Origin of the sequence: Pseudomonas sp. AF03-9, assembly GCF_020515815.1 — a bacterium.
Lineage (GTDB): Bacteria > Pseudomonadota > Gammaproteobacteria > Pseudomonadales > Pseudomonadaceae > Aquipseudomonas.
Genome location: NZ_JAHPJF010000003.1, coordinates 96,807 through 123,644, shown reverse-complemented (window position 1 = coordinate 123,644; position 26,838 = coordinate 96,807). Strand labels below are relative to the sequence as shown.

The 26,838-nt window shown below is 62.6% G+C and carries 29 protein-coding genes; 15 read left to right on the top strand and 14 right to left on the bottom strand.

The window, feature by feature from the left end; genetic code table 11:
• Window positions 1–7: 7 nt before the first annotated feature.
• Together LIY36_RS07575 and LIY36_RS07570 are read right to left on the bottom strand one after the other, a co-directional pair.
• Window positions 8–784, bottom strand: a complete 777-nt coding sequence (locus tag LIY36_RS07575) for a class II glutamine amidotransferase (protein ID WP_192299120.1) — start codon at window positions 782–784, stop codon at window positions 8–10.
• A gap of 21 nt (window positions 785–805) precedes the next feature.
• Window positions 806–1,336 carry an MFS transporter gene (locus LIY36_RS07570; RefSeq protein ID WP_192299121.1) on the bottom strand — a complete coding sequence of 177 codons (531 nt, stop codon included), beginning with the start codon at window positions 1,334–1,336 and terminating at the stop codon, window positions 806–808.
• A 24-nt stretch (window positions 1,337–1,360) separates the two neighbouring features.
• Here LIY36_RS07570 and LIY36_RS07565 point away from each other — a divergent pair, with 24 nt between their 5' ends.
• Together LIY36_RS07565 and LIY36_RS07560 are read left to right on the top strand one after the other, a co-directional pair.
• Complete coding sequence (locus tag LIY36_RS07565; RefSeq protein WP_226455299.1) at window positions 1,361–3,406, top strand: S9 family peptidase; 2,046 nt, start codon at window positions 1,361–1,363, stop codon at window positions 3,404–3,406.
• A 69-nt stretch (window positions 3,407–3,475) separates the two neighbouring features.
• On the top strand, window positions 3,476–3,949 hold the full coding sequence (locus tag LIY36_RS07560; protein WP_226455298.1) for a cyclic nucleotide-binding domain-containing protein: 474 nt from the start codon (window positions 3,476–3,478) through the stop codon (window positions 3,947–3,949).
• Here the strand turns inward: LIY36_RS07560 and LIY36_RS07555 are convergent.
• A complete protein-coding gene (locus LIY36_RS07555; RefSeq protein WP_017736284.1) occupies window positions 3,946–4,230 on the bottom strand; it encodes a hypothetical protein in 285 nt (94 codons plus the stop codon). The two genes, LIY36_RS07560 and LIY36_RS07555, sit on opposite strands and share 4 nt — an antisense overlap.
• A 78-nt stretch (window positions 4,231–4,308) precedes the next feature.
• Here LIY36_RS07555 and LIY36_RS07550 point away from each other — a divergent pair, with 78 nt between their 5' ends.
• The 4 genes from LIY36_RS07550 to LIY36_RS07535 all read left to right on the top strand — a co-directional run bounded on the left by LIY36_RS07550 (window position 4,309) and on the right by LIY36_RS07535 (window position 6,443).
• Window positions 4,309–4,995 carry a spermidine synthase gene (locus tag LIY36_RS07550; protein ID WP_226455297.1) on the top strand — a complete coding sequence of 229 codons (687 nt, stop codon included), beginning with the start codon at window positions 4,309–4,311 and terminating at the stop codon, window positions 4,993–4,995.
• Between the two features lie 59 nt (window positions 4,996–5,054).
• Complete coding sequence (locus LIY36_RS07545; RefSeq protein WP_003210675.1) at window positions 5,055–5,429, top strand: YajD family HNH nuclease; 375 nt, start codon at window positions 5,055–5,057, stop codon at window positions 5,427–5,429.
• Between the two features lie 188 nt (window positions 5,430–5,617).
• Complete coding sequence (locus LIY36_RS07540) at window positions 5,618–6,085, top strand: RNA methyltransferase (protein ID WP_014717486.1); 468 nt, start codon at window positions 5,618–5,620, stop codon at window positions 6,083–6,085.
• A gap of 67 nt (window positions 6,086–6,152) precedes the next feature.
• The gene (locus tag LIY36_RS07535; RefSeq protein ID WP_226455296.1) at window positions 6,153–6,443 is read left to right on the top strand and encodes a YgaP family membrane protein; all 291 of its coding nucleotides are present in this window, start codon (window positions 6,153–6,155) and stop codon (window positions 6,441–6,443) included.
• 146 nt (window positions 6,444–6,589) lie between these two features.
• Here LIY36_RS07535 and LIY36_RS07530 read toward each other — a convergent pair whose 3' ends face one another.
• Both LIY36_RS07530 and LIY36_RS07525 read right to left on the bottom strand, forming a co-directional pair.
• Window positions 6,590–7,810 (bottom strand): hypothetical protein, encoded by a 1,221-nt coding sequence (locus LIY36_RS07530; RefSeq protein WP_226455295.1) that lies wholly within the window; start codon window positions 7,808–7,810, stop codon window positions 6,590–6,592.
• Window positions 7,811–7,823: 13 nt separating this feature from the next.
• Complete coding sequence (locus LIY36_RS07525) at window positions 7,824–8,273, bottom strand: YcgN family cysteine cluster protein (protein WP_207044615.1); 450 nt, start codon at window positions 8,271–8,273, stop codon at window positions 7,824–7,826.
• A gap of 153 nt (window positions 8,274–8,426) precedes the next feature.
• On the opposite strand from LIY36_RS07525, the gene LIY36_RS07520 reads away from it, so the two are divergent.
• Window positions 8,427–9,011, top strand: a complete 585-nt coding sequence (locus LIY36_RS07520; protein WP_226455294.1) for a nitroreductase family protein — start codon at window positions 8,427–8,429, stop codon at window positions 9,009–9,011.
• Between the two features lie 130 nt (window positions 9,012–9,141).
• On the opposite strand, the gene LIY36_RS07515 is transcribed toward LIY36_RS07520, so the two are convergent.
• From LIY36_RS07515 to LIY36_RS07495, 5 genes are all read right to left on the bottom strand, one after another.
• Window positions 9,142–10,074: a D-2-hydroxyacid dehydrogenase gene (locus LIY36_RS07515; protein ID WP_226455293.1), complete on the bottom strand. Its 933-nt coding sequence runs from the start codon at window positions 10,072–10,074 to the stop codon at window positions 9,142–9,144.
• Between the two features lie 107 nt (window positions 10,075–10,181).
• Window positions 10,182–10,475 carry a YcgL domain-containing protein gene (locus tag LIY36_RS07510; protein ID WP_159962113.1) on the bottom strand — a complete coding sequence of 98 codons (294 nt, stop codon included), beginning with the start codon at window positions 10,473–10,475 and terminating at the stop codon, window positions 10,182–10,184.
• Complete coding sequence (gene rnd, locus LIY36_RS07505) at window positions 10,472–11,605, bottom strand: ribonuclease D (RefSeq protein ID WP_192299130.1); 1,134 nt, start codon at window positions 11,603–11,605, stop codon at window positions 10,472–10,474. Before rnd ends, LIY36_RS07510 begins: the two co-directional genes overlap by 4 nt.
• Window positions 11,606–11,726: 121 nt before the next feature.
• Window positions 11,727–12,323, bottom strand: coding sequence for a class I SAM-dependent methyltransferase (locus LIY36_RS07500; RefSeq protein ID WP_226455292.1), 597 nt, complete (start codon window positions 12,321–12,323; stop codon window positions 11,727–11,729).
• 101 nt (window positions 12,324–12,424) lie between these two features.
• Window positions 12,425–13,795: a glutamine synthetase family protein gene (locus tag LIY36_RS07495; protein ID WP_226455291.1), complete on the bottom strand. Its 1,371-nt coding sequence runs from the start codon at window positions 13,793–13,795 to the stop codon at window positions 12,425–12,427.
• Window positions 13,796–14,111: 316 nt separating this feature from the next.
• Between LIY36_RS07495 and LIY36_RS07490 the strand changes: the two genes are divergently transcribed.
• Window positions 14,112–14,951, top strand: coding sequence for a cache domain-containing protein (locus tag LIY36_RS07490; RefSeq protein ID WP_226455290.1), 840 nt, complete (start codon window positions 14,112–14,114; stop codon window positions 14,949–14,951).
• A 26-nt stretch (window positions 14,952–14,977) separates the two neighbouring features.
• Here the strand turns inward: LIY36_RS07490 and pobA are convergent, their stop codons facing one another.
• The gene (pobA, locus tag LIY36_RS07485; protein WP_226455289.1) at window positions 14,978–16,171 is read right to left on the bottom strand and encodes a 4-hydroxybenzoate 3-monooxygenase; all 1,194 of its coding nucleotides are present in this window, start codon (window positions 16,169–16,171) and stop codon (window positions 14,978–14,980) included.
• A gap of 180 nt (window positions 16,172–16,351) precedes the next feature.
• Here pobA and LIY36_RS07480 point away from each other — a divergent pair, with 180 nt between their 5' ends.
• On the top strand, window positions 16,352–17,230 hold the full coding sequence (locus LIY36_RS07480; RefSeq protein WP_226455288.1) for a helix-turn-helix domain-containing protein: 879 nt from the start codon (window positions 16,352–16,354) through the stop codon (window positions 17,228–17,230).
• A gap of 68 nt (window positions 17,231–17,298) precedes the next feature.
• On the opposite strand, the gene LIY36_RS07475 is transcribed toward LIY36_RS07480, so the two are convergent.
• Window positions 17,299–17,475 (bottom strand): hypothetical protein, encoded by a 177-nt coding sequence (locus LIY36_RS07475; RefSeq protein WP_192299136.1) that lies wholly within the window; start codon window positions 17,473–17,475, stop codon window positions 17,299–17,301.
• 100 nt (window positions 17,476–17,575) lie between these two features.
• A complete protein-coding gene (locus LIY36_RS07470) occupies window positions 17,576–18,481 on the bottom strand; it encodes a LysR family transcriptional regulator (protein ID WP_226455287.1) in 906 nt (301 codons plus the stop codon).
• A gap of 107 nt (window positions 18,482–18,588) precedes the next feature.
• On the opposite strand from LIY36_RS07470, the gene LIY36_RS07465 reads away from it, so the two are divergent.
• Both LIY36_RS07465 and LIY36_RS07460 read left to right on the top strand, forming a co-directional pair.
• Window positions 18,589–19,455, top strand: coding sequence for an MBL fold metallo-hydrolase (locus LIY36_RS07465; protein ID WP_226455286.1), 867 nt, complete (start codon window positions 18,589–18,591; stop codon window positions 19,453–19,455).
• A 34-nt stretch (window positions 19,456–19,489) separates the two neighbouring features.
• Complete coding sequence (locus LIY36_RS07460; protein WP_192299139.1) at window positions 19,490–20,104, top strand: NAD(P)-dependent oxidoreductase; 615 nt, start codon at window positions 19,490–19,492, stop codon at window positions 20,102–20,104.
• 137 nt (window positions 20,105–20,241) lie between these two features.
• On the opposite strand, the gene LIY36_RS07455 is transcribed toward LIY36_RS07460, so the two are convergent.
• Window positions 20,242–21,114: a LysR substrate-binding domain-containing protein gene (locus LIY36_RS07455; RefSeq protein WP_226455285.1), complete on the bottom strand. Its 873-nt coding sequence runs from the start codon at window positions 21,112–21,114 to the stop codon at window positions 20,242–20,244.
• 112 nt (window positions 21,115–21,226) lie between these two features.
• Here LIY36_RS07455 and LIY36_RS07450 point away from each other — a divergent pair, with 112 nt between their 5' ends.
• From LIY36_RS07450 to LIY36_RS07435, 4 genes are all read left to right on the top strand, one after another.
• Window positions 21,227–22,852 (top strand): 5-guanidino-2-oxopentanoate decarboxylase, encoded by a 1,626-nt coding sequence (locus LIY36_RS07450; RefSeq protein ID WP_226455284.1) that lies wholly within the window; start codon window positions 21,227–21,229, stop codon window positions 22,850–22,852.
• Window positions 22,849–24,279 carry an aldehyde dehydrogenase family protein gene (locus LIY36_RS07445; RefSeq protein ID WP_226455283.1) on the top strand — a complete coding sequence of 477 codons (1,431 nt, stop codon included), beginning with the start codon at window positions 22,849–22,851 and terminating at the stop codon, window positions 24,277–24,279. The genes LIY36_RS07450 and LIY36_RS07445 overlap by 4 nt, the downstream gene beginning before the upstream one ends.
• Window positions 24,280–24,531: 252 nt before the next feature.
• Window positions 24,532–25,719 (top strand): cyanate transporter, encoded by a 1,188-nt coding sequence (locus tag LIY36_RS07440; RefSeq protein ID WP_226455282.1) that lies wholly within the window; start codon window positions 24,532–24,534, stop codon window positions 25,717–25,719.
• 137 nt (window positions 25,720–25,856) lie between these two features.
• The gene (locus LIY36_RS07435) at window positions 25,857–26,792 is read left to right on the top strand and encodes a LysR family transcriptional regulator (protein WP_192299144.1); all 936 of its coding nucleotides are present in this window, start codon (window positions 25,857–25,859) and stop codon (window positions 26,790–26,792) included.
• Window positions 26,793–26,838: the final 46 nt, after the last annotated feature.

The window sequence follows — 26,838 nt, the reverse complement described above, 5'->3', positions numbered from 1 at the left end:
AATATCCTTACTCGGTGATGCCCTGGCTGACGCATTCACCGCGTCGCCACAGGCTCCATTGGCCCGGTACGTAGCGGGTCCAGTTTTCGTTGTCGGTCAGCGGCTCGGTGGCGATCACCGTCACCACGTCATTGGGGGTGGTTTCAGCCTGAAAATCGACGATCACGTCGACATCTTTCAAACGCGCCGGGCCAAAAGGCGCGCGACGGGTAATCTGCGCCAGCTTGGTCGAGCAGTAGCAGAACAGCCAGTCACCATCGCTGAGCAGGCAGTTGAACACGCCTTTGCTGCGGTACTCGGCACAGGCGGCGATCAGGTCCGGCAGCACCTGCTCGATGTCCACAGGTTCCGGGAAAGCCTCACGCACACGGTTGAGCAGATCACAGAACGCCGCTTCGCTATCGGTATCGCCCACCGGGCGATAGAAGGTGGCGCGCGGGTTGAAGTCCGCCAGTTGGCCGTTGTGGGCAAAACACCAGTTGCGCCCCCACAGCTCGCGCACGAACGGGTGGGTGTTGGACAAGCACACCTTACCGACGTTGGCCTGGCGGATATGGCCAATCACCACCTCACTTTTGATGGGATAACGCTGCACCAGCAGCGCGACTTCCGACTCACTGCTCGCCGCCGGGTCCTGGAACAGCCGCAGGCCACGGCCTTCATAGAAGGCGATGCCCCACCCATCACGATGGGGACCGGTGCGCCCGCCACGCTGCATCAGCCCGGTAAAGCTGAACACGATGTCGGTGGGGACGTTGGCACTCATGCCCAATAATTCACACATGCCAGGGCTCTCGCTACGTCGTTAAAGGCGCGGTTCGACGCGCATGCCACTGACAGGCGCCGGACGGCGAAAAGGTTCGTCATCCTCTTCTGGCTCGGCCGCCAATGCCGCATCGGCAGCGGCCTTGCGCTCACGGCGGGCGTTGGCCGCGCGTTCGATGGGCCAGCGGATCAACACGATGACGAGATACACGCCAAAGGCAATCATCGTGTACATAAACAAATCGGAAATGGCGCGCCATGCGTTGTTGCCGACCTTGAGCACCAGGTCCAGCGCAGTGATGGCCACGGCGGGCGCGAACTGGGTCTTGACCGGGTCGACGATGGTCGGGCTGAACAGCAGCACCGCCATCAGCAACTGCAGCGGCTCGCGCAGCCAGCGCCAGATCCAGCGGGTCATGCGCCACCACACCAACAGGCAGCCCAAAGCGGCGAAGGCGTAGAGGCCCCAAGCGGTCAGATAGTCGTTCTCGGTCATGGTGTCCATGGCAAGGTAGGCAAACAGGCGGCTATGATAACGGCTTTTGCGTGCCGCGGCTGCAATGCCTGCCACCGTCCGCCAGACAGGGATAGATACATGCCTTTATCATCCAACGCCCCGATTGCCCGCAAGGCCCCAGGCCAGGACCCTTACGCCTGGCTGCAGGAACGTGACAGTGCCGAGGTGCTGGATTATCTCAAGGCCGAAAACGCCTGGCAGGAAGCCCAGCTCGCCGACCAGCAGGCCCTGCGCGAAACCCTGTTCGAAGAGATCAAGGGCCGCATCCTCGAAACCGACCTGTCCCTGCCCTCCCCATGGGGCCCGTACCTGTATTACACACGCACCACCGCCGGCGACGAATACGCCCGCCACTACCGCTGCCGTCGCCCGGCCGATGACAGCAACACCGTGGACGAGAGCAGCGAAGAACTGCTGCTGGACCCGAACGTACTGGCCAATGGCGGCTTTTTTTCGCTGGGCGCGTTCAGCATCAGCCCTGACCATCAGCGTCTGGCCTACAGTCTGGATACCAACGGTGAAGAGATTTACACCCTGTTCGTGAAGGAATTGGCCAGCGGCAAGGTCAGCGAACTGGAGTTCGAGAACTGCGACGGCAGCATGACCTGGGCCAATGACAGCCTGACCCTGTTCTTTGCCGAGCTGGACGACACCCACCGCCCGCACAAGCTGTATCGCTACCGCCTGGACGGCACGGCGGCGCAGGAAGTGTTCCACGAGCCCGACGGACGTTTCTTCCTGCATTGCTACCGTTCCAGCTCCGAACGGCAACTGCTGCTAGCCCTGGGCAGCAAGACCACCAGCGAGATCTGGGCGCTGGACGCCGAGCAGCCACACCTTGACTTCAGGTGCCTGGCGCCACGGGTCGAAGACCATGAATACGATGTCGACCACGGCCAACTGAATGGCGCCTGGACCTGGTTTATCCGCAGCAACCGCGATGGCATCAACTACGCGCTGTTCGTGGCGACCGACATTGGCGACGTGCCGACCGAAGCCGAGTGGCAGAACCTGATCCCCCACAGCGACGCCGTGATGCTCGATGGCGTCAGCCTCAACACCAGCGCCATGACCCTGAGCCTGCGCATCGGCGGGCTGCCGGTGATCGAAGTGCATCCAGAGGGTCTGCCTGCCTACCGCGTGGAATTGCCCGACGCCGCCTACAGCCTCTACGTACAAAACAGCCTGGAATTTGCCAGCGACAAGATCCGCCTGCGCTACGAAGCCCTGAACCGCCCGGCCCAGGTGCGCCAGCTGGAACTGGCCAGCGGCGCGCAACAGGTACTCAAGGAAACCCCGGTGCTCGGCGTGTTCAACGCCGACGACTACGTGAGCCAGCGCCTGTGGGCCACCTCCGCCGATGGCACCCAGGTGCCGATCAGCCTGGTGGTCAAGCGCGACCAACTGGGCAAGCCGACACCGCTGTATCTGTACGGCTACGGCGCCTACGGTTCGAGCCTCGACCCGTGGTTCTCCCACGCCCGCCTGAGCCTGCTGGACCGTGGCGTGGCGTTTGCCATCGCGCACGTGCGCGGCGGCGGCGAGCTGGGCGAAGCCTGGTATCGCAACGGCAAGCAGGAACACAAGCAGAACACCTTCAGCGACTTCATCGCCTGCGCCGAACACTTGATCGCCGAGGGTTTGACCAGCGCCTCACAACTGGCGATCAGCGGCGGCAGTGCCGGCGGCCTGCTGATCGGCGCGGTGCTCAACCAACGCCCGGAGCTGTTCCAGGCAGCGATTGCCGAAGTGCCGTTCGTCGATGTGCTCAACACCATGCTCGACCCGGAGCTGCCGCTGACCATCACTGAGTACGACGAGTGGGGCAACCCGGAAGAACCCGAGGTGTATGCGCGGATAAAAGCCTACGCACCGTACGAAAACGTACGCGCCCAGGCCTATCCGCACCTGCTGGTGATCGCCGGCTATAACGACAGCCGTGTGCAGTACTGGGAAGCGGCCAAGTGGGTGGCCAAGTTGCGCGACACCAAGACCGACAACAACCTGCTGTTGCTCAAGACCGAACTGGGCGCCGGCCATGGCGGGATGAGCGGGCGTTACCAGGGATTACGTGACGTAGCGCTCGAATATGCATTTGTGTTCAAGGCGCTGGGGTTGATTTAGGAACTTAGCGCGGCGGTTCTGTCTGAACACAGAACCGCCCTACAAGATTGACGGACCAATACCTACGCCATGCCAGAACCGACCTTACTCAACAATGCAATCCGCGACATGCTCATGGACTGCGGCCTGTTCGACCCCTTGTTGCCGGAAGATTTTCACATCGCCGCCGGCTACTTCAACATCAGCAGCATGGCCCGGGACGAGGTGATCTTCCTGGAAGGCGATGCCGGCACCTTCATGTGCATCCTCCACAGCGGCCAGGTGGCCGTGCAGAAAGCCAACCCCAGCGGCCAGCGCGTGACCATCGCCACCCTGCGCAGTGGGCGGGCGTTTGGCGAAATGGCCGTGCTCGATGGCGAGCGACGTTCCGCCAGTTGTGTGGCCGCTTCGGAGTGTGTGCTGTTGAACCTGGGCAAGGATTCCCTGGAGAAAATGCTCAATGACGCGCCCAGGGTCGCGGCCAAGATTATCCGCGCCATCGCCATTGCCCTGTCCAAGCGCCTGCGCATGGCCGACGGGCAATTGCTCTCCCAGCAGTTTTAACCGCCCGGGGTCTTCGGTTTGCTGTCGTTCTGCTGCAAGCCGGGCACCGTCTGGTCTTTTGGCGGCGTCGGCAACACGATCGGCACCAGCGCGGGGGAACCGTTAGCCGTGGCCTTGGGCGCGACCGGCGGGGTGACCTGCGGATACAACGTCGGCGTGGGCGTGCCTGGTGCGCCTGGGGTTGGCGCCGGCGCAACCGGTACGGTTTGCAACTCCTGAGCCTGCGCCGCACCCAATGTGAGCGCGCTCAACACAATGACCGTTAGAATGCTGCACTTCATCGATGGCTCCATGGCCTGACCGGAATGTCGTAAGGCTACTCCCAACCGCGCAAGAATGCCCTTCCCAATGAGATTTCCATGAAACGTTTCGTTCTGCTGGACACCACCCCGATCCCCGACAACGGCGGTGCCTTGTGCCTGTTCGAATACGGCGAGGATTTTGTGATCAAGATCCAGGGCGGTGACGGCGGCCAACTGATGAACACGCGCATGCATGGCTCCGAAGACGCGCTGGCGGAGATTCCTTGCCGCAAGGTCGCCGGGCGCCCGGATTCACGGGTGCTGATCGGCGGCCTGGGCATGGGCTTTACCCTGGCCTCGGCGCTCAAGCATTTGGGCAAGACCGCCGAGGTGGTGGTCGCTGAATTGGTGCCCGGCGTGGTGGAGTGGAACCGTGGCCCACTGGGGGAGAAATCCGGCCGGCCGTTGCTGGACCCGCGCACGGTGATCCGCATGGAAGACGTGGCCAAGGTGCTGCAGGCCGAGCCGCAGGGCTTTGACGCGATCATGCTCGACGTCGACAACGGCCCCGAAGGCCTCACCCAACGCGCCAACAGCTGGCTGTACTCCGCCGGCGGCCTGGCGGCCTGCGCCAAGGCCCTGCGGCCCAAGGGCGTACTGGCGGTGTGGTCGGCAAGTGCCGACAAGCTGTTCAGCGATAAACTGCGCAAGGCCAGCTTCAAGGCCGAAGAGGTGCAGGTGTTCGCCCACGGCAACAAAGGCACGCGGCACACCATCTGGATCGCCGAAAAGCTCAAGGGCTAAATGCGCCGTGAACGGCTAGAATCAAGCCTTACCGTGACCACCAAAATATAGGAGCCATGATGAGCTCAACCAACCCGCCCTCCCACACCGCCAAGCTGGACCGCATCCTCGCCGATGCCCAGCGCGACCGGGAAATGGGCTATCGCGACAAAGCGTTGAAGATGTACCCCCACGTGTGCGGCCGCTGCGCCCGTGAATTCGCCGGCAAGCGCCTGAGCGAACTGACCGTGCATCACCGTAACCATAACCATGATGACAACCCCCAGGATGGCTCCAACTGGGAATTGCTGTGCCTGTATTGCCACGACAATGAACACTCGCGGTACACCGACCAGCAGTATTTCGGCGAAGGCTCCACCAGCAGCCCGACGATTGCCAAGGCCACGCACAACCCGTTTGCGGCGTTGGCGGGGCTGATGAAGAAGGACGACTGATAGTCCTGTGTTGTCGGTACTGGCCGCTTCGCGAGCAAGCCCGCTCCCACATTTGACTGTATTCACAGATAGACATCTGTGAACCCAATCCAATGTGGGAGCGGGCTTGCTCGCGAAAGCAATGGCCCAAGCACCACAGCCCTCAGCACCGTATAATCGCGTTTTTTTCCGCCAAGGCACCCTTCCCCGTGGGCAATAAACGCTACAGCTGCATCGGTCTGTATAACCCCAAATCCCCCGAAAACGTCGGCTCGGTCATGCGCGCCGCCGGCTGCTACGGCGTGGCCTCGGTGTTCTACACCGGCGTGCGTTACGAGCGCGCGCGGGACTTCATCACCGACACCAAGAAGGTCCACCACGACATTCCGCTGATCGGCATCGATGACCTGAAAAAGATCCTGCCCCTGGGCTGCATCCCGGTCGCCGTAGAGCTGGTGGACGGCGCCCGCCCGCTGCCCGAATACACCCACCCCGACCGTGCGCTGTACATCTTCGGCCCCGAGGACGGTTCTCTCGACAAAGAGATCCGCGACTGGTGTGAAGACGTGGTCTACATCCCGACCACCGGCTGCATGAACCTCGCCGCCACCGTCAATGTGGTGCTTTACGACCGCCTGGCCAAGGGCAACAACACCCGCTCGGGCCCCAAATACTGATTTTGCGGGAACATCCGGCGCCTGCCGGCAGTCAGCTACGTATCACTCGCCTTGTTGGAGACAGATCATGAACGACAGCAAAAACGTGCACGGCTTGGAACGCATCGGCTCCGTGGCCGGTGGCATGATGATGGTAGGCAAAGGCCTGCGCCGTGGCGGGATTTTTGGCCTGATCCAGGTGGCGATTGGCGGCGTTGTGCTGGCCCGTGGGGTAACTGGGCACAGTTCGCTCAAGGACAAGCTGGAGCAGGGCCGGCAGGAGATGAACACCATTCGTACAAAGATCGAACGCGTGGGAACCGAGTTGAAAAACCTCAAGACCCCGGCTGAAGTGGCTGCGGAAAAACCCACTGTCTGAACACGATCTATCAGATGTTGGAGATCCAATTGTGGGAGCGGGCTTGCCCGCGAAAGCGGTGGTTCAGCCAATACAACTGGCACAGATAGACCGCTATCGCAGACAAGCCAGCTGCCACATTGATCGTTGCCACATTGGGTTCAGCGTCAACGCAGTAATTTGCTGTCCAGCACTACCGACCCTTCGCCGATCACGCTTTCAGCCAGCTGCACAAACTCCGCTGTGGTAATGCTGTTGGCCCGCATCACCGCCTGGGCCAGGTCATCCAGCGAGCGCTTGTTGTGGGTCTTCACCCGAATCTCGCGATCCAGCTCCTGCAACACCACCACCGCCCGCGACACCGTCGCCCCGCTGACATGCTCGCCGCGCAGCGACGTCACGTCCTTGCCCTCCTTCACCAACCGCGCCTGGATCGCCTGATAACGCTCATCGGTAATCCCCCCGGCACGCCGTACCAGCTCGATGGCGTAGTACTGCGCCAACCCTTCGCTGATCCAGTCGCTGGTGTCGTGATCATTGAAGCGCCCAATCGCCTGCACCACTTCGCGGATCAACGGGCTGCTGCCGTTCTCGCTGACCAGCGGCGTGCGGCTGTTGAGGTAGATCGAATCGCGCGCGGCAAACGCGCCGCGGCGCATCGGGTCGCTGGCGCCGACCACCAGCAGCTTGGCTGGATGGCGTGGGAACGCCGCTTCCACTTGCGGCCAGACGAACGTCAGCAACGTCAGCACATCCATGCGGCGCATGGCCTGGCCCTTGGGCGAAGCCACGGTGACCTCGGTTTCGCCCAGGCGCACGCGGCGGCTGCCAAGGGTGCCGGCAAGCATCCAGCCGGTGGGCCGGTCGAACAGGCGCGAGACGTTGTCGATGCGGAATTTGTTTTTGCCGATACGCGGCCAGGCGGTCTCGACGCTTTTCCAGCCGGCGGGCAATTCGAAGGTCAGGCGCGAGACCAACTCGACGCCGTCCTGCTGGTCGAGCCGCGCAGTGGGCACCAGGTCTTCGCCACGAAACAGCGCCCAGCCTGGGGTCATGCGCGCTTCGTAGATCCCGGCCTTGCGTGCATGGCTCAGGCGTACGCGGTAGGTCAGGCTGACTTTGTCGGCGCCGGGCTGCCACACACCCCGCTGGCCTTTGACGCGCCATTGGCCGTCGGCCTTGAAGTCGCTGTAGTCGCCGTCACGGCCCAGGTCAAAGTCCAGGCTGCGCACCGCCGAACCCTGGGACAGGCTCACCCGCACTTCGGCCTGATCGCTCTGGGGCAGCAACTTGACGTGATAATCCAGATCGACTTTCTTCGCGCACCACCCCGGCCCGCTCAGCGCCAGCAACACCAGGGTGGTGGCCAGCTTGGCTGCGATCGTCATAGCGACTCCTTTATCAGCCTGCGCGGAAGATCAGGTAATCCTCCCAGTCGTCTTCGGGCACGCTGCCTTCGGCGAGCATGCGCCCGGACTGGGAAATACGTTCGTGGTGCACCGCGTCACGGTCGCCGCAGACCAGGTGGTGCCACAGCGGCAGATCCTTGCGCTCGCTGACCAGGCGGTAGCCGCAGGTCGGCGGCAGCCATTTGAACTGGTCGGCCTGCCCGGGCGTGAGCTGGATGCAATCGGGCACCGAGTCGCGGCGGTTGGGGTAGTCGGTGCACTGGCAGGTTTTCAGGTCGAGCAGTTTGCAGGCGATGCGCGTGTAATAGACGCTGTTGTCGTCTTCGTCCTCAAGCTTTTGCAGGCAGCACAGGCCACAGCCGTCGCACAACGACTCCCACTCCTCCTGATCGAGGTGTTCAAGGGTTTTGCGTATCCAGAAAGGTTCGACTTTGGCGGCCATGGCTCTACATCAGTATCGGTATGTTAAAAGGCCGCCAGTCTAGTGCCCAAGGCCCTTGGAACCAAGCGCTTACGACTGGCGGTGTAACAACACTTGTCAGTCTAGTGACCGCGCAGTAGCTTTGAACGCCGAATTGACCCTCAGGAACCGCACATGACACGTGTTGCCGATTACCCGATCCACCCCCAGTTCACCGACCGCTGGTCGCCCCGCGCCTTTACCGGCGAGAGCATCCCACAGGAAACCCTGCTGAGCTTTTTCGAAGCTGCGCGCTGGGCGCCATCGGCCTATAACTCGCAGCCATGGCGTTTTCTCTACGCACGCCGCGATACGCCGGACTGGGAACGTTTCCTCGGCCTGCTGAATGAGTTCAACCGTGGTTGGGCGCAACACGCATCGGCCCTGGTGATCATTGCCTCGAAGACCGACTTCACCGCCCCCGGCGCCAGCGAAGAAACCCCAGCGCTGTGGCACACCTTCGACACCGGTTCGGCCTGGGGCCACCTAGCGTTGCAAGCCAGCCTCAGCGGCTGGCACACCCACGGTATGGCCGGTTTCGATCAGGAGCTGACGCGCAAAGAGCTGAAGATTCCAGAAGGTTATGCGCTGCATGCCGCCGTGGCGGTGGGCAAGTTGGGCGACAAATCGACCTTGCCGGAATACCTGCAAGGCCGTGAAGTGCCGAGCCCGCGTCGACCGTTGAGCGAGCTGGTTTCCGAAGGCGATTTCAGCCTCTGAAGCTGAGGCAATAAGCAGGCTTGTGTGGGAGCGGGCTTGCTCGCGAAGGCGGTGGGTCAGCCAACTCATCAGGCGACTGACACACCGCATTCGCGAGCAAGCCCGCTCCCACATTTTTTACTGCGTGGTGTCAGTAGCCGCGGGCGAAATCCACTTCGCCGCGCAGCACTTCCTTGGCTTGATACGCCCGCACGTTCTGCAAGAACAATTCCACCATCAACTGCGGTGACGTCGGCGCCGAGCTGTGCCCGGTCAGCAACAGCCCCCAGGCGGTCCAGAACGGGTGGCGTTGCGGCAATGGTTCCTGGCGGCACACGTCGATCACCGCGCCAGCCAAGTGCCCTTCCTTCAGCGCTTCGACCAAGTCGGCATCGACCACAGCAACACCGCGCCCAACGTTGATAAACAAACCTGTCGGCTTGAATTGCTTGAACAGCGCCGCGTCGTACAAATCATGGGTGCTCGGCGTGTTCGGCAGCAGGTTGATCACATAGTCCACCTCGCCCACCAAGCGGCCCAACTGATCCAGACCGGCCACTTCGATAAACGGCGCCTGCTCGCGCGCAGTGCTGGCAATGCCGTACAGCTTGACGCCAAACGGCACCAGGAACTGCGCAACGCTCTGGCCGATATCGCCGGTGCCGACGATCAGCACCTTACGCCCCGCCAGGCTCTGGCCCGTGCGGCTGTCCCACTTGCGTTCCACTTGGCTGACCAAGCGCGCCAGCACTTCGCGCTCATGGCCGAGCATGTAGGTGAGGACAAACTCAGCCATGACCTGGCCATAAATGCCCACTGCGCGGGTCAGGCGATAGTCGCGGGTCAGGCCGTCGGCCAGCAGCGGCGTGATGCCCGCCCAGGTCGATTGCAGCCACTGCGGTTGATGGCCTTGGCGCAACAGGGTGGCCAGTAGATCGGGCTGGCCCAGCCATACCGGGCAATCGGCGGCCAGGCGGGACAATTCGGCCGAGTCGCCGCTGGTCAACACCTCAAGGTCCGGTGCCGCTTCGCCGAGCAATTGGGCGTAGAGCGGGTGATCCTGTTCAGCAATCAGAACACGCATGCTTAAAACCTTTCAAAAACAGTGCAGACGGCCGCCCGCATCCTTACGGCCACCGCCCACCAATACGATTGCATTGAAAAATGTGCCCGGAAGGGGGCACTGACCGATCACATCGGGTCGTTACGGCGCAGCAGTTCTTCGGGCAAGTGCTCGATGTACTCGTCCTCGGGCGGCGGCATTTGCAGGTGGTAGCCCTGCTTGTCGAGGTTTTCCAGGACCTGGGCGATGTCTTCCTGTTGCAGCTTGCGCTCAGGGGTCAGCACCAGGTTGAACGCGTGCACCGGCTTGCCGAACACCGCGAGCAGGCCTTCGGGCACACGTTCCAGCACATCGCTTTTAAGCACGTAAAGGTACATGCCGGCGCGTTTGGGGCTGCGGTAGATGGAGCAAATACGTTTCAAGGCTGTTCTCCGGCAGTGGCCAGGCTGTCGAGCAGCGCCTGGCCCATCAACTCGCGGCGCCAGCCACGCAGCGAGTCTGGCAATTGGTAAGGCCCATCGGGGTAGCCACTTTTGACCAGGGCTTCGAGGGTTTTCTTGCGCAGCATCAGTTCCGGCGCCATGTTCAGGCGTTCGGCTTCGGCCTGGCCCAGGGCACGCAGTTGCTTGATCAGCGCGGCGGCGTCCACCGGCAAGGGCTCGGCGACGGCGGGCGGCCACTGGTCAGCGGGCACACTGCCGGCACGTTTGATCAGGTCCAGCAGGAACTGGCCATCCTGACGCACGGTGCGCGGGTGCATGTCTTCGATCTTGCCCAGGGCGGCGAGGTTATCCGGCTGGGTCTTGGCCAGGGGCCACAGCGAGTGTTCGCGAATAATGCGGTTGCGCGGCAGGTCGCGGGCACGCGCCTGCTGTTCGCGCCAGGCGCACAGCTCACGTAATACCGCGAGTTGCGCGCGGGACAGTTTCCAGGCCAGCTTGGCGTCGCGGTACACCTCGTAGGGGTCGACTTCGCGGCGCAGGTTGGCCACCAGCTCGGCGCCGTCGTCCAATACCCAGGCGTATTTGTCGTCGGACAGCTGCGGACGCAGGCGGATGTAGACCTGCGCCAAGTGCAACGCGTCTTCGGCGGCGTAGCTGATCTGCGTCTCGGACAACGGCCGCTGCAGCCAGTCCGAGCGGGTTTCGCCCTTGGGCAGCTCAATGTCCAGCACGGCCTGCACCAGGCGCGAATAGCCCATGGAGAAACCGAGGTTCAGGTAAGCGGCCGCCAATTGCGTATCGAACAACGGCACCGGCAGGCTGCCGGTCAGGCGCAGCAGCACTTCGAGGTCTTCGCTGCACGCGTGCACCACCTTGATCACCGCCGGGTTTTCCAGCAAGGCGGCCAAGGGTTGCCAGTTGTCGATGGTCAGGGGATCGATCAGGTAAGCGCGTACGCCATCACCAATCTGGATCAGCCCGGCGATGGGATAAAAGGTGTCGACCCGCATGAATTCGGTGTCGAGGGCGACGAATGGCAACTGCTGCCATTCGGCGCAATGCTGGCCGAGGCTATCGTTGTCGCAGATCCAGTGAATATCGATGGCCACACGGCTCTCCCTTGAAGAATGGCGCGCAGTATATATCGCGAAAGGGCATTGCGAGCATCCGCAGTGCGTGCGCCACACGAAAACTCCCACAAGAGATAAAGAATAGTCCGATGAACGGGAGTTATCCTGCCTTACGCAGCACGTAGACCCGCCACAGCTTGGAGCCCGGCACGAATTCCTGGTGGTTGAGCACCTCGAAACCGGCCTGGCGAAACTCCGGCTCCACCGCCACCGCCGAATTGACCGAAACAATCACCGTGTCGCGACTGACCCGGTAAAACTCGCGCAGCAGTGCCAGGCGCCCGTCACTGCCGGGGACATGCCGAAACAGCTCCAGGCAGAAAATGCAGTCCACCGCGTTCGCCGACAGGCCGATGGAAAACGCCGAGCCCTGGAACGTCTTGATCCGCTTGAGCAATGCCGGGTGATGACCGCGGGCGTGGTCGAGCATGTCCTGGGAATTATCCGAGGCCAGGATCACGCGGTTGACGTGCTCGGCCAACACCGGCCAGAAGCGCCCCGAACCACACGCCAGATCCAGAATCAGCCCCGGCTCGCCCGCCGCGTTCAGTGCATGGCGCACCAGCCGCTGCACACGCCAGGCCGCCAGGCGCTGCAGCAGCCCGGGCGGACGCGTATCGCCGCAGACCCGCGCGTGCTCACGGCCACAGCGCTCGGCGAATTCGATCTCGATGGAGGATGGAGGTTGTGGCGACATCGCGAGCTCATGTAAGTGAAACGGGAGTGAACGACCTTGATTCGCAGCTTAACCACTGCAACGTGAAAAAAAGGTTGAAACCATCACTACCGTCGACTTGTTCAGGCCTGATGCAGATACCAGCGCCAATCCTGCGCGCCGACCTCGCCCATGAACTGGCGGTATTCCGCACGTTTTACCGCCAGGTACACGCCGAGGAACTCATGGCCAAACGCTTCTCGCGCCCAGCTTGAGCCTTCCAGCGCACGCAGGGTGGTCAGCCAGTCAGTGGGCAGCAACTCCTTGGCCTGGGCATAGCCATTGCCTTCCACCGGCGCGCCGGGGTCGCGTTGTTCGCGGATACCTCGATGGATGCCGGCCAGGATCGCAGCAGCAGCCAGGTAGGGGTTGGCGTCGGCACCGCAGATGCGGTGTTCGATGTGCCGGGATGGGGCCGGGCCACCAGGTACACGCAGGCTGACGGTGCGGTTGTCGACCCCCCAGGTGGCGGCTAGTGGCGCATAGCTGTTGCTCTGGAAACGCCGGTAGGAGTTGGCGTTGGGGCAAAACAGCAGCAGCGAATCGAGCAAAGTACTGAGCATGCCGCCCACCGCCTGGCGCAGCAGCGGCGTGCCGTCGGCAGCCTCACTGGCGAACAGGTTGTTGCCCGCTGCGTCCGCCAGGCTGACGTGCATGTGCATGCCGGTGCCGGCGAGGTCGTCGAACGGCTTGGCCATGAAGCAGGCGGTCATCCCGTGCTTGTGCGCCACGCCCTTGACCAGGCGCTTGTAGCGCACCGCCTCATCCATCGCTTGCAGGGCGTCGGCGCGGTGCTCCAGGGTGATCTCGACTTGGCCCGGGGCGTATTCGGAGATCGCCGTACGTGCCGGGATGCCTTGCAATTTGCAGGCGCTATAGAGGTCGGCGAGAAACGGTTCGATCTGTTCCAGCTCGCGCAGGCCGTAGACCTGGGTCGAACGTGGGCGGCCGCCGTCCATGTCCCGTGCCGGTTGCGGGCGGCCATGGCTGTCGGGTTGCTGGTCCAGCAGGTAGAACTCCAGCTCCGCCGCCATCACCGGGTAATAACCGTCGGCCTTGAGCCCGTCGATCACCCTGGCCAGCAAGTGCCGGGGGTCGGCCACCGTGGCGGGCAGGCCTTCGCTTGGGTGCATGCTGACTTGCACCGCCGCCGTCGGGATCAACCGCCATGGCATGCGCTGCAGGCTGCCGCTGAGGGGGTAGGCGCGACAGTCAATATCGCCCACGTCCCAGACCAGCCCGGAGTCCTCTACGTCGTCGCCATTGATGGTCAGGCCGAGGATGGTGCTGGGCAGCGGCCGGCCGCTGGCGTACACCGCCAGCAGTTCATCGCGGTGCAGGAGCTTGCCACGTGGCACGCCATTGTTGTCGAGGATAAACAGTTCGAACATCTCGATGTCCGGGTGCTGGTCCAGAAAGGTCTGGGCTTCGTGCAGGCATGCGAAATCGCTCATGGGCATTCTCATACGTTTGTGTCGGACAGGCGCGCAGGAGCACGCCCTACAGGGGGTGGATCAACGTAGAAGAAAGGCGTCTGGTGGGCGTGCGTGCCGGCAGTGGAACAGTGCCCAGAAAGCCAGCTCGGGGAGCGTATCGGCGGAACCGTCCATGGGCGATCACAGTGAGGTCGATGCCCGGCAGCGTCACACGCCGGCATAGGTGAATAAATTCAGGCTTGGCGGAGTTTGGGTGCAACTTGGCTAAACATTCGACGCCTTGGACTACAGCCGTCTACGCTCTTGGCACATCAACAAGAACGAGGAACGGACCATGAAGGCACTGCGCCACATCACCTGGCTGCTGTTGTTGTGTTTCAGCCAGGTGCACGCTGCAACGACTCAGGACGAGGACGCTCAAGCCGCCAAGGCACTGCTGGAAAAAGCCTTGGCGTATTACCAGAGCAACGGTGACAAGGCCTTCGCCGCGTTCAGCCGCCAAGGCGAATTCATCGACAAGGACCGCTACGTGTTCGTGCTCGACACCAAAGGCGTGCTGCTGGCCAGCGGCGGCCCCTCCTCCGCCTTGATCGGCCGTGATGTCAGTGAGGTGCTTGGGCCCGAGCTGCGCCAATCGTTCAAGGACGCCCTCAACGTGCCCGAAAGCCAAGGCATCCAGCAGGCCGACTATCGCTGGCAGAACTGGAACGACGGCAAAGTGGAACACAAGCATGTGTTCTATCAGCGCGTCGGCGAGCGCATCCTCGCGGTCGGCTACTACCTGCCACGGGCCACTCCGGAACAGGCGCGTGCCCTGCGCAACAAGGCCGTGAACGCACTGGTCAAGGACGAAGCCGGCACACTGAAGGCGATCAATTCGTTGCAAGGCGGCTTCCTGCAGGATGACCTGTACGTGTTCGTGGTCGACCTCAATACCGAGCGCTACGTGGCCCACGGCACCACCCTGCGGTTGATCAACACCGACTTCGGCAAGATCAAGGACCCGGACGGCAAGCCGGTGGGCGAGCCGATCCTCAAGCTGATGGCCGAGCAGGACCAGGGTGAGTACAAGTACCGCTGGAAAAACCCGGTGACCGGCAAGGTCGAGAACAAGCATGCGTACTTGCGCAAGAGCGGGCATTACATGGTCGCAGTGGGTTACTACAGCCCCTGAAACCACCTACAGGCGTTGCAGGGGGGTTAGTCGATGGTTTCGTAGGGTAGGCCTACGTAGTTTTCGGCAATGGTCCTACGCCCCGCCTCGGAGTGGATGAAGTAATCAAGCTCACTCTCGGCAATCCGCTGGCTGAAGCCATCCGCCTCTGGAAACTGGTGCAGCATCGAGGTCATCCACCAGGAAAACCGCTCGGCCTTCCACACCCGGCGCAGGCAGATCGCCGAGTAGTTTTCCAATAGGTCCACACGTCCTTCGCGGTACACCTTGAGCAAGATCCGCAACAGCGTGTTCACATCGCTGGCCGCCAGGTTCAAGCCCTTGGCGCCGGTGGGCGGCACGATGTGCGCGGCATCGCCGAGCAGGAACAGGCGCCCGTATTGCATCGGCTCGACCACGAAACTGCGCAGCGGCGCGATGCTTTTCTCGATGGACGGCCCGGTCACCAACTGCGCGGCCAGGTCGCCTGGCAGGCGGGTCTTCAGTTCATCCCAGAAGCGTGCGTCCGACCATTCATCCAACGGCTCTTGCACCGGCACTTGCAAGTAATAACGACTGCGCGTGGGCGAGCGCATGCTGCACAGGGCAAAGCCACGCGGGTGCTTGGCGTACACCAGCTCGGCGTGTACCGGCGGCGTGTCGGCGAGGATGCCGAGCCAGCCGAAGGGATACACACGTTCGAAGATTTTCAGCGACTCTTGCGGAATCGACTGACGGGCAACACCGTGGAATCCATCGCAACCGGCGATGTAGTCGCACTCCAGGCGATAGGGTTCGCCCTGGTGTTCGAAGGTCAGCCAGGGTTGATCACTTTTCAGCGCGTGCGGCTGCACATGGCTGGCTTCGTAGAAGGTGGTGGCGCCGGCAGCGACGCGGGCGGCCATGAGGTCGCGGGTCACTTCGGTCTGGCCGTAGACCATCACCGACTGGCCGCCGGTCAAACCCTTGAGGTCGATGTGGCTGAGCTTGCCGTTCAGCGCCAGTTCGAAGCCGTCATGCACCAACCCTTCGGCGTCCATGCGCTGGCTCACGCCCGCCTCGCGCAGCAGGTCGACCATGCCTTGTTCCAGCACCCCGGCACGGATGCGGCCACGCACATAGTCGGCGCTCTGGCGCTCTACGATCAGGGTCTGGATACCGGCGTTGTGCAACAGTTGGCCGAGCAACAGCCCGGAAGGTCCGGCGCCGATGATGGCGACTTGGGTTTTCAGGATTTTCATTATTTTTATCGCCTGCGTATTCCACTCGAACGGATAGAGTGAAAGAGTTGTCATTGATCTTGTTGCTGGCATTTTTAACTTGAGTGGCTGGCATAAGAAGGTGAAAACTGAGCCAAAACCTGCGTTTTTCGCCAATCGGGGCGATTACCGCACCACTGTCCTGAGTGTCGGATTGAAACCATGACCAAAACCGCGATTCCGGTCTTCAAGCTTTACGGGGAAAACCAGCAATGGCCGACCCCCGATTTGTTGCACTGCGAAACCATTTCCCGACGCAGCCGGGAATACCAGTGGGAAATCCAGCCCCACCGGCACGCGGATCTGTGCCAATTGCTGTACGTGCACAAAGGCCAGGCACAACTGGAAATCGAAGGCCTGCGCAGTACCCTCAACGAAGCGACATTGCAGGTGCTGCCGCCGCTGTGTGTGCACGGGTTCCGGTTTGCCGAGGATGTCGAGGGTTATGTGGTGACACTGGCGGCGCCACTGGTCAATCACTTGCAGACGCAACTGGGCGGCACGATGGACGGTTTGCAGGCGCTGGGCAGTTACCCGGCGGGCAAGGACAGTGGCTATCTCAACAGCCAGTTCGCCCGCCTGCAGGAAGAATACGCCGACGAACAACCGTCACGGGACATGATGATGCACGCCCTGGTCAGCGTGCTGCTGGTGTGGATCAGCCGCCAGGCGATTCAGCGTCGCCATCCGCGCGCGCCGCGCGGGCGCGAGTACTTTCGGCGCTTTACCCAACTGGTCGAGCAGCATTACCGCGAACATCCAAAGATTGAGGACTTGGCCCACAAGTTGGGGATCTCGGTCTCACACCTGAATGGGACGTGTCGGGAACTGGGCGGGCAACCGGCATTGCAGATCATGCATGACCGCCAGTTGCTGGAGGCCAAACGCCTGCTGACCTACACCAGCATGACCATCAATGAAATGTCGGAAGTGCTGGGTTTTTCCGACCCGACCAACTTCTCCCGACTGTTTCGCCGACGGGTCGGGTTTTCACCCAAGGCGTTTCGCGAGCAGCTCAAGGCTGAGACAACACCGAACTAAACAGTGGGAACAGGTCTATGTGAGAGCGGGCTTGCCCGCTCCCACATGGAATCTCCAGCGGACGGGTTCTAGCGCAAGGCGCTGAAACTGCCGGTGTGGGGGACACATTGGTCCTGATGGCAACTGATCGCAAAGCTCGGTTGCATACGGGTTTGCTCGACGCGGTAGGCGGCAGTCCCGTACAGCGCGCTGGCCAATGCGCTAAGGGTGAAAATCATCAGGTACTTTCTGGTTTTGATGCTCATGGCACAGACCTCTGAGCGGATCTACACAGTGCTGTTTAAAGCATAGGCCAGCCCGGGCAAGTTGCCATTATTGGCGCCTATTCAGTCTGTTTATATCGACTCAGAGCCCCTCGTCCCAAACAGGTGTTTGGGGAAACCTCGACACCAGGAAATCCAACAGGCTGCGCAGCGCCGACGGCATGTGCTTGCGTGACGCGTATACCGCATAGATGTGCATTTGCCGGGGCTCGGCCGCGGGCAGCAGACGCACCAGTTCGCCACGGCGGATGTAATCGCCGGCCTGGTAGCTGGGCAACATGCCCACCCCCGCCCCGGCCAGGGTCACGCGCAATAAGGTACTGGCCTCGTTGGCCGTGATGTTGCCGTGCACCGGCACCGAAACGTGTTCGCCGCCCTCTTCGAAATGCCACAGGCTTTTGCCGAAATAGGAATGGGTGAGGCAGTTGTGCCGCGCCAGGTCCTCGACTTTCTGCGGCGCCGGATGCTCCAGCAGGTACGCCGGGGTGGCACACACCACCGAGCGGCAAACCGTCAGGCGTCGGGCGATCAGGTTGGGGTCCAGGTCGGTGCTGGTGCGGATGGCCAGGTCGATGCGCTCATCCACCAGGTTCACCGTGCGGTCGAGCATTTGCAGGTCCACCGTCACCAGCGGGTAGCGCTTGACGTACTCGGCGATCGCCTCGGCCAATTGCGCCTGGCCGAACGAGGTGCTCACGCTCAGGCGCAGCAGGCCACGGGGCGCATCATCGGGTTCACTGACGGCGGCTTGCATGTCGCAGCTCAGCTCCAGCAACTGCCGGCAACGGGGCAGGGTTTCGCTGCCGGCCGCCGTCAGGCTGAGTTTGCGCGTGGTGCGGTGCAGCAGGCGCGCGCCGACCCAATCTTCCAGCTCGGCCAGATAACGCGAGACCACCGGGCGTGACAGGTCCAGGTGGTCGGCGGCGGCAGACTGGCTACCCAGGTCCACCACCGTGACAAACACGCGCATTGCTTGAAGCCGATCCATGATTTGCCCGCTTTTAGAAACAAACTATGTCCCAGCATCGCATTTTTAGTTGGGTTTGGTGCAACTAAGCTCTGTGCATCCTTTGAATCGACTGCTGGAGCTGCCCGATGTTGTCCACCCTCAAACGCTTGACCCTGGCGACCGCCGCCCTGGCCTTCGCCGCGCACGCCGCCGCAGCCGACCTGACCCTTGAGGTGTACAACCCAGGCGAAGCCGCGATCTTCCCGGTCAGCTCGGTGCTGGTCAGCGGCGCCAAGGACGCGATCCTGGTGGACGCGCAATTCGGCAAGGCCCAGGCCGAGCAGCTTGTGCAGAAGATTCGCGCCAGCGGCAAGCACTTGACCACCATCTACATCAGCCACGGCGACCCGGACTACTACTTCGGCCTCGACACCCTCACCACTGCATTCCCCGATGCCAAGGTGCTCGCGCCACAACCAGTGGTCGACCACATCAAGGCCACCGTGGCCGGCAAACTGGAATTCTGGGGCCCGAAAATGGGCGCCGACAAGCCGGCTAAAACCATCGTGCCGGACGTGCTGCCAGGTCATAGCCTGAGCCTCGAAGGCCAGCAACTGGAAGTCATCGGCCTGGACGGCGCGCAGCCGGATCGCAGCTTTGTGTGGATCCCTTCAATCAAGGCCGTGGTCGGTGGCGTGGTGGTCGCCGAGAACATTCACCTGTGGATGGCCGACACCCAGAGTGCCCAGTCCCACAAAGACTGGCTGGCGACCCTGCAGCGCATCCAACAGCTCAAGCCACGCAGCGTGATCCCGGGCCACTACCTCGGTACGCCGACCCTGAAATCGGTGGCGTTCACTGCCGACTACATCAAGGCCTTCGACATCGAAACCGCCAAGGCCAAAGACTCCGCCGCACTGATCGCGGCCATGAAAAAGCGTTACCCGACCCTCGCCGACGAAAGCTCGCTGGAACTGAGCGCCAAAGTCGCCAAGGGCGAAATGAAGTGGTGAATGGTTTTAACCCCCTGACTGACTGGAGAAGATCATGAGCAAGATTGCAATCATTGGTGCTACCGGCCGTGCGGGTAGCCAACTGCTGGAAGAAGCGTTGCGTCGTGGGCACAGTGTCACCGCCATCGCGCGTAATACCGACAAGATCGCCGCGCGCCCTGGCGTCACGGTCAAGCAGGCCGATGCGCTGGACGCCCAGGCCCTGCAGGCAGCGGTCAGCGGCAACGATGTGGTGATCAGCGCGGCACACTTCGCCACCCTGCCCGCCAGTGCGGTGATCGGGCCGGTGAAAAAAGCCGGGGTCAAACGCCTGCTGGTGGTGGGCGGCGCGGGTTCGTTGTTGCTGCCGGATGGCAGCCGTGTGATTGACAGCCCGGGCTTTCCGGCCGAGTACAAGGCTGAGGCCAGTGCCGGCGCTGAATTTCTGGCTGCGCTGCGTCAGGAGCAGGAACTGGATTGGACCTTCCTGTCGCCGTCGGCGGAGTTCGTGGAGACCGAGCGCACCGGCCAGTTCCGTGTGGGTCAGGATGATTTGCTGGTGAGCAGTGAAGGTCGTAGCTGGATCAGTTTTGCGGACTATGCGATTGCGTTGATCGATGAAGTTGAATCGCCAAAACACTCGCGCCAACGTTTCACTGTGGGCTACTGACACAACGCGGTAAAACCTGTGGGAGCTGGTTTATGTGGGAGCGGGCTTGCCCGCGATGGCGGTGGGTCAGCGACATCTGTGTTGACTGACAGGCCGCCTTCGCGGGCAAGCCCGCTCCCACAATTGGATCTGCGGTGTCAGGACGATTGTGCCTGGCTGACCAACCAATCCATTAACGCTTCAAGCCCTTGCGACGGCACCGTCCCAGGCGGATACACCAGGTAATACCCCATCCCCGTCGGCACCCTCAGCGCAAAGGGCATCGCCAATCGTCCCGCCTTCACATCCTCGCCAATCAACGCGCTGTCGCCAATCGCCACGCCCGAGCCTTGGGACGCCACGGTCATCGCCAGATCCAGCGTTTCGAAATGATGCCCCTGGGCCAGGTTGCTCAAGCGGGTGTTTGCCGCGCTCAACCACAACGCCCAATCCCGTTCGTCCCGCGTGGGGTGCAGCAGCACCTGTCGCTGCAGATCCGCCGGGCTGTGCAAGTCGCCGAGCAGCGTGGGCGCGCAGACCGGGGTGAGTTGTTCATCGAACAAATGCCGCGCCTCGGCCGGCTGCTCGGCGATGGGCGCATAGATCAGCGCCGCGTCGAACTGCTCGCGGCGAAAGTCCACGGTGTAGGCCACGGTGGTGGTGAGCTCCACCGGAACCTGCGGACGCTCCTTTTGCCATTGCATCAGGCGCGGCAGCAACCAACGCATCACACAGGTGGAAGCCTTGAGTTGCAGGGTCTGGCGACGGCCGCCGATCTGCTCCACCGCTTCACCGATCAGGCCGAATACCTGTTGCACCCGCAGTGACCATTCGCGGCCCTCGTCGGTAAGGCTCAAGCCACGCGCCTGGCGCTGGAACAGCGTGTAGCCCAGATGACTTTCCAGCCCGGCGATCTGTCGGCTGACAGCGCCTTGGGTGATGTGCAATTGCTCGGCGGCGCGGGTGAAGTTGCAGCACTGGGCGGTGACCCAGAAGGTGTGCAACGCGGGCAACGGCGGAAGGCGTTTCATTGGAGGCGCAGCCATGACGTGGAGACATGGCTAGTATGACTTTTTATCGATTGTTGCCGCTACCGGCCAGCCGCTCCAATACCGCCTCGAATCCATAACAAGAGCGACCTCAATGGCAACCTGCGGCGAAGTATTGGTCAACCTCCTCGAAGGCTATGGCGTGGACCTGGTGTTCGGCATCCCAGGCGTGCACACCGTGGAGTTGTATCGCGGCCTGGCCCGTTCCAGCATCCGCCACGTCACCCCGCGCCATGAACAGGGCGCCGGTTTCATGGCCGACGGCTACGCACGCACCAGCGGCAAGCCCGGCGTGTGTTTCATCATCACCGGCCCCGGCATGACCAACATCACCACTGCGATGGGCCAGGCGTATGCCGACTCGATCCCGATGCTGGTGATTTCCAGCGTGCAATCGCGCAGCCAGCTGGGCGGCGGGCGCGGCAAGTTGCACGAGTTGCCGAACCAGGGCGCGATGATGGCCGGCGTGGCGGCGTTCTCCCATACCTTGATGTCGGCAGCCGAGTTGCCCGGCGTATTGGCGCGGGCGTTCGCGCTGTTCCAGGCCGGGCGACCGCGGCCGGTACACATCGAGATTCCGCTGGATGTGTTGGTGGAAAACGCCGACGCCCTGCTCGGCAGCGAGCCGGTCAGCGTGGCGCGTGCCGGGGCGGCGCCGGCGGCGGTCAAGCAGATGAGCCAGTTGCTGGCGGCGGCCAAGCGCCCGTTGATCCTGGCCGGTGGCGGTGCCATCGATGCGGCCCCCGAACTGACCCGGTTGGCAGACGCGCTGGGCGCGCCGGTGGCCTTGACCATCAACGCCAAAGGCATGCTGCCTTCGGCTCACCCACTGTTGATCGGCTCGACCCAGACCCTGCTCGCCACCCGCGCCCTGGTCGCCGAAGCGGATGTGGTGCTGGCCATCGGCACCGAGCTGGCCGAGACCGACTACGACGTCACCTTCGCCGGCGGTTTCAAGATTCCCGGCGCCCTGCTGCGCATCGACATCGACGCCGACCAGACCGTGCGCAACTACCCGCCGCAAGTGGCGCTGGTGGCCGACGCACAGATCGCCGCCGAGGCGCTGCTGAGCGAGCTGAACCGCCAACCACTGCCCCCACGCGAGGCCCACTGGGGCGCACCACGCGTTGCCCGGTTGTGGGCCGAACTGGCGCCCACCTGGGACGCCGCTACCCGCGCGCAAACCCTGTTCCTCGACACCGTCCTGCAAGAACTGCCCGATGCCGTCATCGTCGGCGACTCCACCCAACCGGTGTACAGCGCCAACCTCACCTTGAACCTCGACCACCCGCGCCGTTGGTTCAATTCGTCCACCGGCTACGGCACCCTGGGCTACGCCCTGCCCGCCGCGATCGGCGCCTGGCTGGGACGTGGCACCGGGCAACCGGTGGTGTGCCTGATCGGTGACGGCGGCGTGCAATTCACCCTGCCGGAACTGGCCAGTGCGGTGGAGGCACGCACGCCGATCATCGTGCTGCTGTGGAATAACCAGGGCTACGAAGAGATCAAGAAATACATGCTCAACCGCGCCATCGAACCCGTCGGCGTAGACATCTACACCCCCGACTTCATCGGCGTGGCCAAGGCACTGGGCTGCGCCGCCGAGAGCATCCAGGGCATCACGCAATTGCGCGCCGCCTTGCGCGCGGCCGTTGATCGCCAGGGGCCGACGCTGATTGAAATCGACCAGGGACTTTGGATGCAGGAGGTGGCGGTATGAACGGCGTGTTTATCAACGGCGAATGGCTGGCCGGTGGCGAGATGCTGGAGGTGATCAACCCGGCCACCGAGGCGGTGTTGGCGCACGTCAGCGTAGGCAATGCCGCGGCGGTAACGCGGGCGGTGGACGCGGCCAGTGCGGCATTCGGCGACTGGTCGAAAAGCACTGGCAGGGATCGCGGCGCACTGTTGCGCAAGGTCGCCAAAGGTGTGGCCGAGCAGCGCGAACCGCTGATGCAGTTGCAATCGAGCAACAACGGCAAACCGCTGTTTGAGGCGGGTATCGATGTGGACGACGTGATCGCCACCTTCGAGTACTACGCCACGATTGCCGAGGACATGGACGCCGGGCAGGACCGTCCGGTCGAGTTGCCCACCACGGATTTCAGCGCACGCTTGCGCCGCGAACCGTGCGGCGTGGTGGGGCTGATTGTGCCGTGGAATTTTCCGATGGTGACCACCGCCTGGAAACTCGCGCCGGCCCTAGCCGCCGGCTGCTGCGTGGTGCTCAAACCGTCGGAGGTCACGCCGTTGGCCGAGCTGCAACTGGCGCGGATCATCGCCGCTGCGGGCTTCCCGGCGGGCGTGTTCAACCTGGTCTGCGGCACCGGCCTGGCGGTGGGTGCGCCACTGGCAGCGGACCGGCGCGTGGCGAAGATTTCCTTCACCGGCAGCAATGCCGTGGGGGTGCAGGTGATGCAGCGCGCGGCCGAAACCATCAAGGGCGTAAGCCTGGAATTGGGCGGCAAATCTTCGCTGCTGGTACTGGCCGATGCCGACCTCGACCTCGCCGTGGAGCTGGCGTGCGGCGGTGGCTTTTTCAACGCGGGACAGATCTGTTCGGCGACCAGCCGCGTGCTGGTGGCCGACAATTTGGCCGACGAATTCCTACGCCGTTTGCAGCTGCGCGCTGAAGGCATCCGCGTGGCAGATCCGTTTGCCGACGAGGTGGAAATGGGTGCGCTGATCAACCGTGCGCAATACCAGCGCGTACTCGGGCACATCAGACGCGGTATCGAGGACGGCGCGCGGTTAGTGTGCGGCGGTGAGCGTCCGGCGCAACTGACCCAGGGCTTTTTCATCCGGCCGACGGTGTTTACCGATGTGCCCTTGGATAGCGCGTTGTGGAACGAAGAGATCTTCGGCCCGGTGCTGTGTGTCAGACGCTTTGCCACTGAAGCCGAGGCAATCGCCTTGGCCAACGACAGCGATTTCGGGCTGGTGGCCAGTGTGGTCAGCAGTGATGCCGAAACCGCCGCGCGCGTGGCCAATGCGTTGCAGGCTGGGCTGGTGTGGATCAATGCACCGCAGGTGATCTTCCCGCAGACGGCGTGGGGCGGTTACAAGCAGAGCAGCATCGGCCGCGAGCTGGGGCCGTGGGGGTTGGCAGCGTTTCAGGAGGTCAAGCATGTGATCAGGCCCACCTGACACTGAAGTTCGCCTGTCGGCGCGAGATTGTGTGGGAGCGGGCTTGCTCGCGAATGCAGTGTGTCAGTCGCTGAAGGTATTGACTGATACACCGCTTTCGCGAGCAAGCCCGCTCCCACACAAGCCAGTTTCCGCATTTAGAGAGGTGGTGTGTGAGCGACCTGCATTTTTTCAATAGCGCCTGCGACTTTCTGATTTGCCCCCCTGCCCCGCCCGTGGCCTGATTCGCCCTTGTTCACTCAAGGCAGGCCCATGGAAAACGTTCACGCAAAACCCACCACCGCCGTTTGGCTGATGATCAGCGTGGTGCTGGTCGCCCTTAACCTGCGCCCCTCAATGGCGGCGGTCGGCCCGTTGTTGTCGTCGATACGCGGCGAGGTGCCGTTGAGTTTCAGCAGTGCCGCCTTGCTGACCATGTTGCCGGTGATGGCCATGGGGCTGGCGATGTTTTTTGGCATGGGCGTGGCCAAGCGCATTGGCGAGCACCGCAGCATTGTGTGGTCGCTGGTGGTGATTGGGGTGGCGACGCTGTCGCGGTTGTTTTTGGATTCGGCGCTGGAGTTGATCGTCAGCGCGATTGCCGCCGGGGTCGGGATCGCCTTGATCCAGGCGCTGATGCCGGCGCTGATCAAGTCGCGCTTCAGCGATAACGTCTCGCTGTTCATGGGCTTATACGTCACTGCGATCATGGGCGGCGCGGCATTGGCGGCGTCGTTCGCGCCGTTCGTGCAGGTGCAGACCGGCAGCTGGCGCATCGGCCTGGCCGTGTGGGCGCTGCTCGCGCTGCTGGCCCTGGTGTGCTGGTACACACAGCGCGCAGCATTGCCGCCATTACCCCACGCCGCTGCCGGCACGCAGGAGTCGTTTTTCGGCAACCGCCGCGCCTGGCTGCTGGCGGTATTTTTTGGGCTCGGTACAGCGTCCTACACCTGTGTACTGGCGTGGCTGGCGCCGTACTACGTGGAGCAAGGCTGGAGTGAACAGAACGCCGGTTTGCTCCTGGGTTTTCTGACGGCGATGGAAGTGGTTTCCGGCTTGGTCACCCCGGCTATCGCCAACCGTCGCCAGGATAAACGCGGTGTGGTCGCCGTGTTGCTGGTGCTGATCATCCTGGGTTTCTGCGGCCTGATCCTCAGCCCCCAACACCTGAGCCTGCTGTGGCCGTGCCTGCTCGGCCTGGGCATCGGCGGGCTGTTCCCGATGAGCCTGATCCTGTCGCTAGACCATCTGCACAACCCGCGCCGCGCCGGCGGCCTGACTGCGTTTGTGCAAGGCGTGGGCTACCTGATTGCGGGCTTGTCGCCGCTGATCGCCGGGATGATCCGCGACCAGTTGGGCAGCTTCGAATGGGCTTGGTGGTCGCTGACAGCGGTAGTGGTGGTGATGCTGCTGATCGTCACGCGCTTCGACCCCAGGCATTACGCCCGCCATATCCGCTGACGTCGTGTTGCCAACAGTATTTGTCTCACGCCAAACATAGAAACGCCCTACAGAGCTTTCTAATGGTACGGCCGTTCCGTTAAGCTTTTGCGCTGTCTTGTACTGAGTTCGGTACAACGGGTTTACGGACGAAACCGATGTTAAACAGTAACTTGCTCAGAAAGCTCGATATGCAGGACTTGATGGTGTTTATCGCCGTCTACGACCAGAGCAGCGTTACCGACGTGTCCGAAACACTGTTCGTCAGCCAGTCCACCGTGAGCTACAGCCTGAAGAAACTGCGCACCAGTTTTGAAGATGAGCTGTTTATCAACACGCGGGCGGGCATGCGTCCGACGTACAAGGCCACCAGCATGTATGGCCATGTGCAGAAGATCCTTGAAAGCATCAACCTGTGCCACGCCGGTGGCCAGGCGTTTGATCCGACGCAAAAGGCGGTGACCTTCAATGTGTGTGCTCCGGAGTATTTCGAGCAGTTGATCCTGCCGCGCCTGCTGAAGAACTTCGACCGCGCCGACCTGCCGGTGATCGTCAATGTGCAGAAACTGGAAACCGACATCCCGGCCGACGACCTGCGCGAAGGCCGCCTGGATCTGGTGATCTGCTTCGGCCCGCACTTTCACCGCGCCCACAAAGACTTCAAGACCCAGATGCTGCTGGAAGACGACCTGGTGTGCGTATTCGACAAGCGCTCGGCGCCGAAAGAGCCGGCGTTCAGCCTGCAATCCTTCATCGAACGGCGCCATGTGTTCCCCACGCCGTGGACCTCCGACACCAACATGATCGATGGCTGGCTCGCGCGCCAGGCCCACAAGCGCCAAGTGATTGCCCGCGCCAACAGCTATAGCGCCGCGCTGAAGATGATCACCGGCACTGACTTTATCGTCACCCTGCCGCGCCGCGTGCAGAAACTGCTGGCCCCCGCCACTGTGTTTGGCCACTGCGAGGCGCCCAACGGGTTGCCGGGGTTCACCCTGGATATGCAATGGAACGAAACCAGTGAGCAGGACAGTGCCAATACGTGGTTTCGTGAGCAGGTGGTGAAAGTCTGCGCTGACCAGGGCTTGCTATAACGCTTTGCGGTGAGGAAGCTTGCTCCCTCGCCACAAGGGGTTGTGG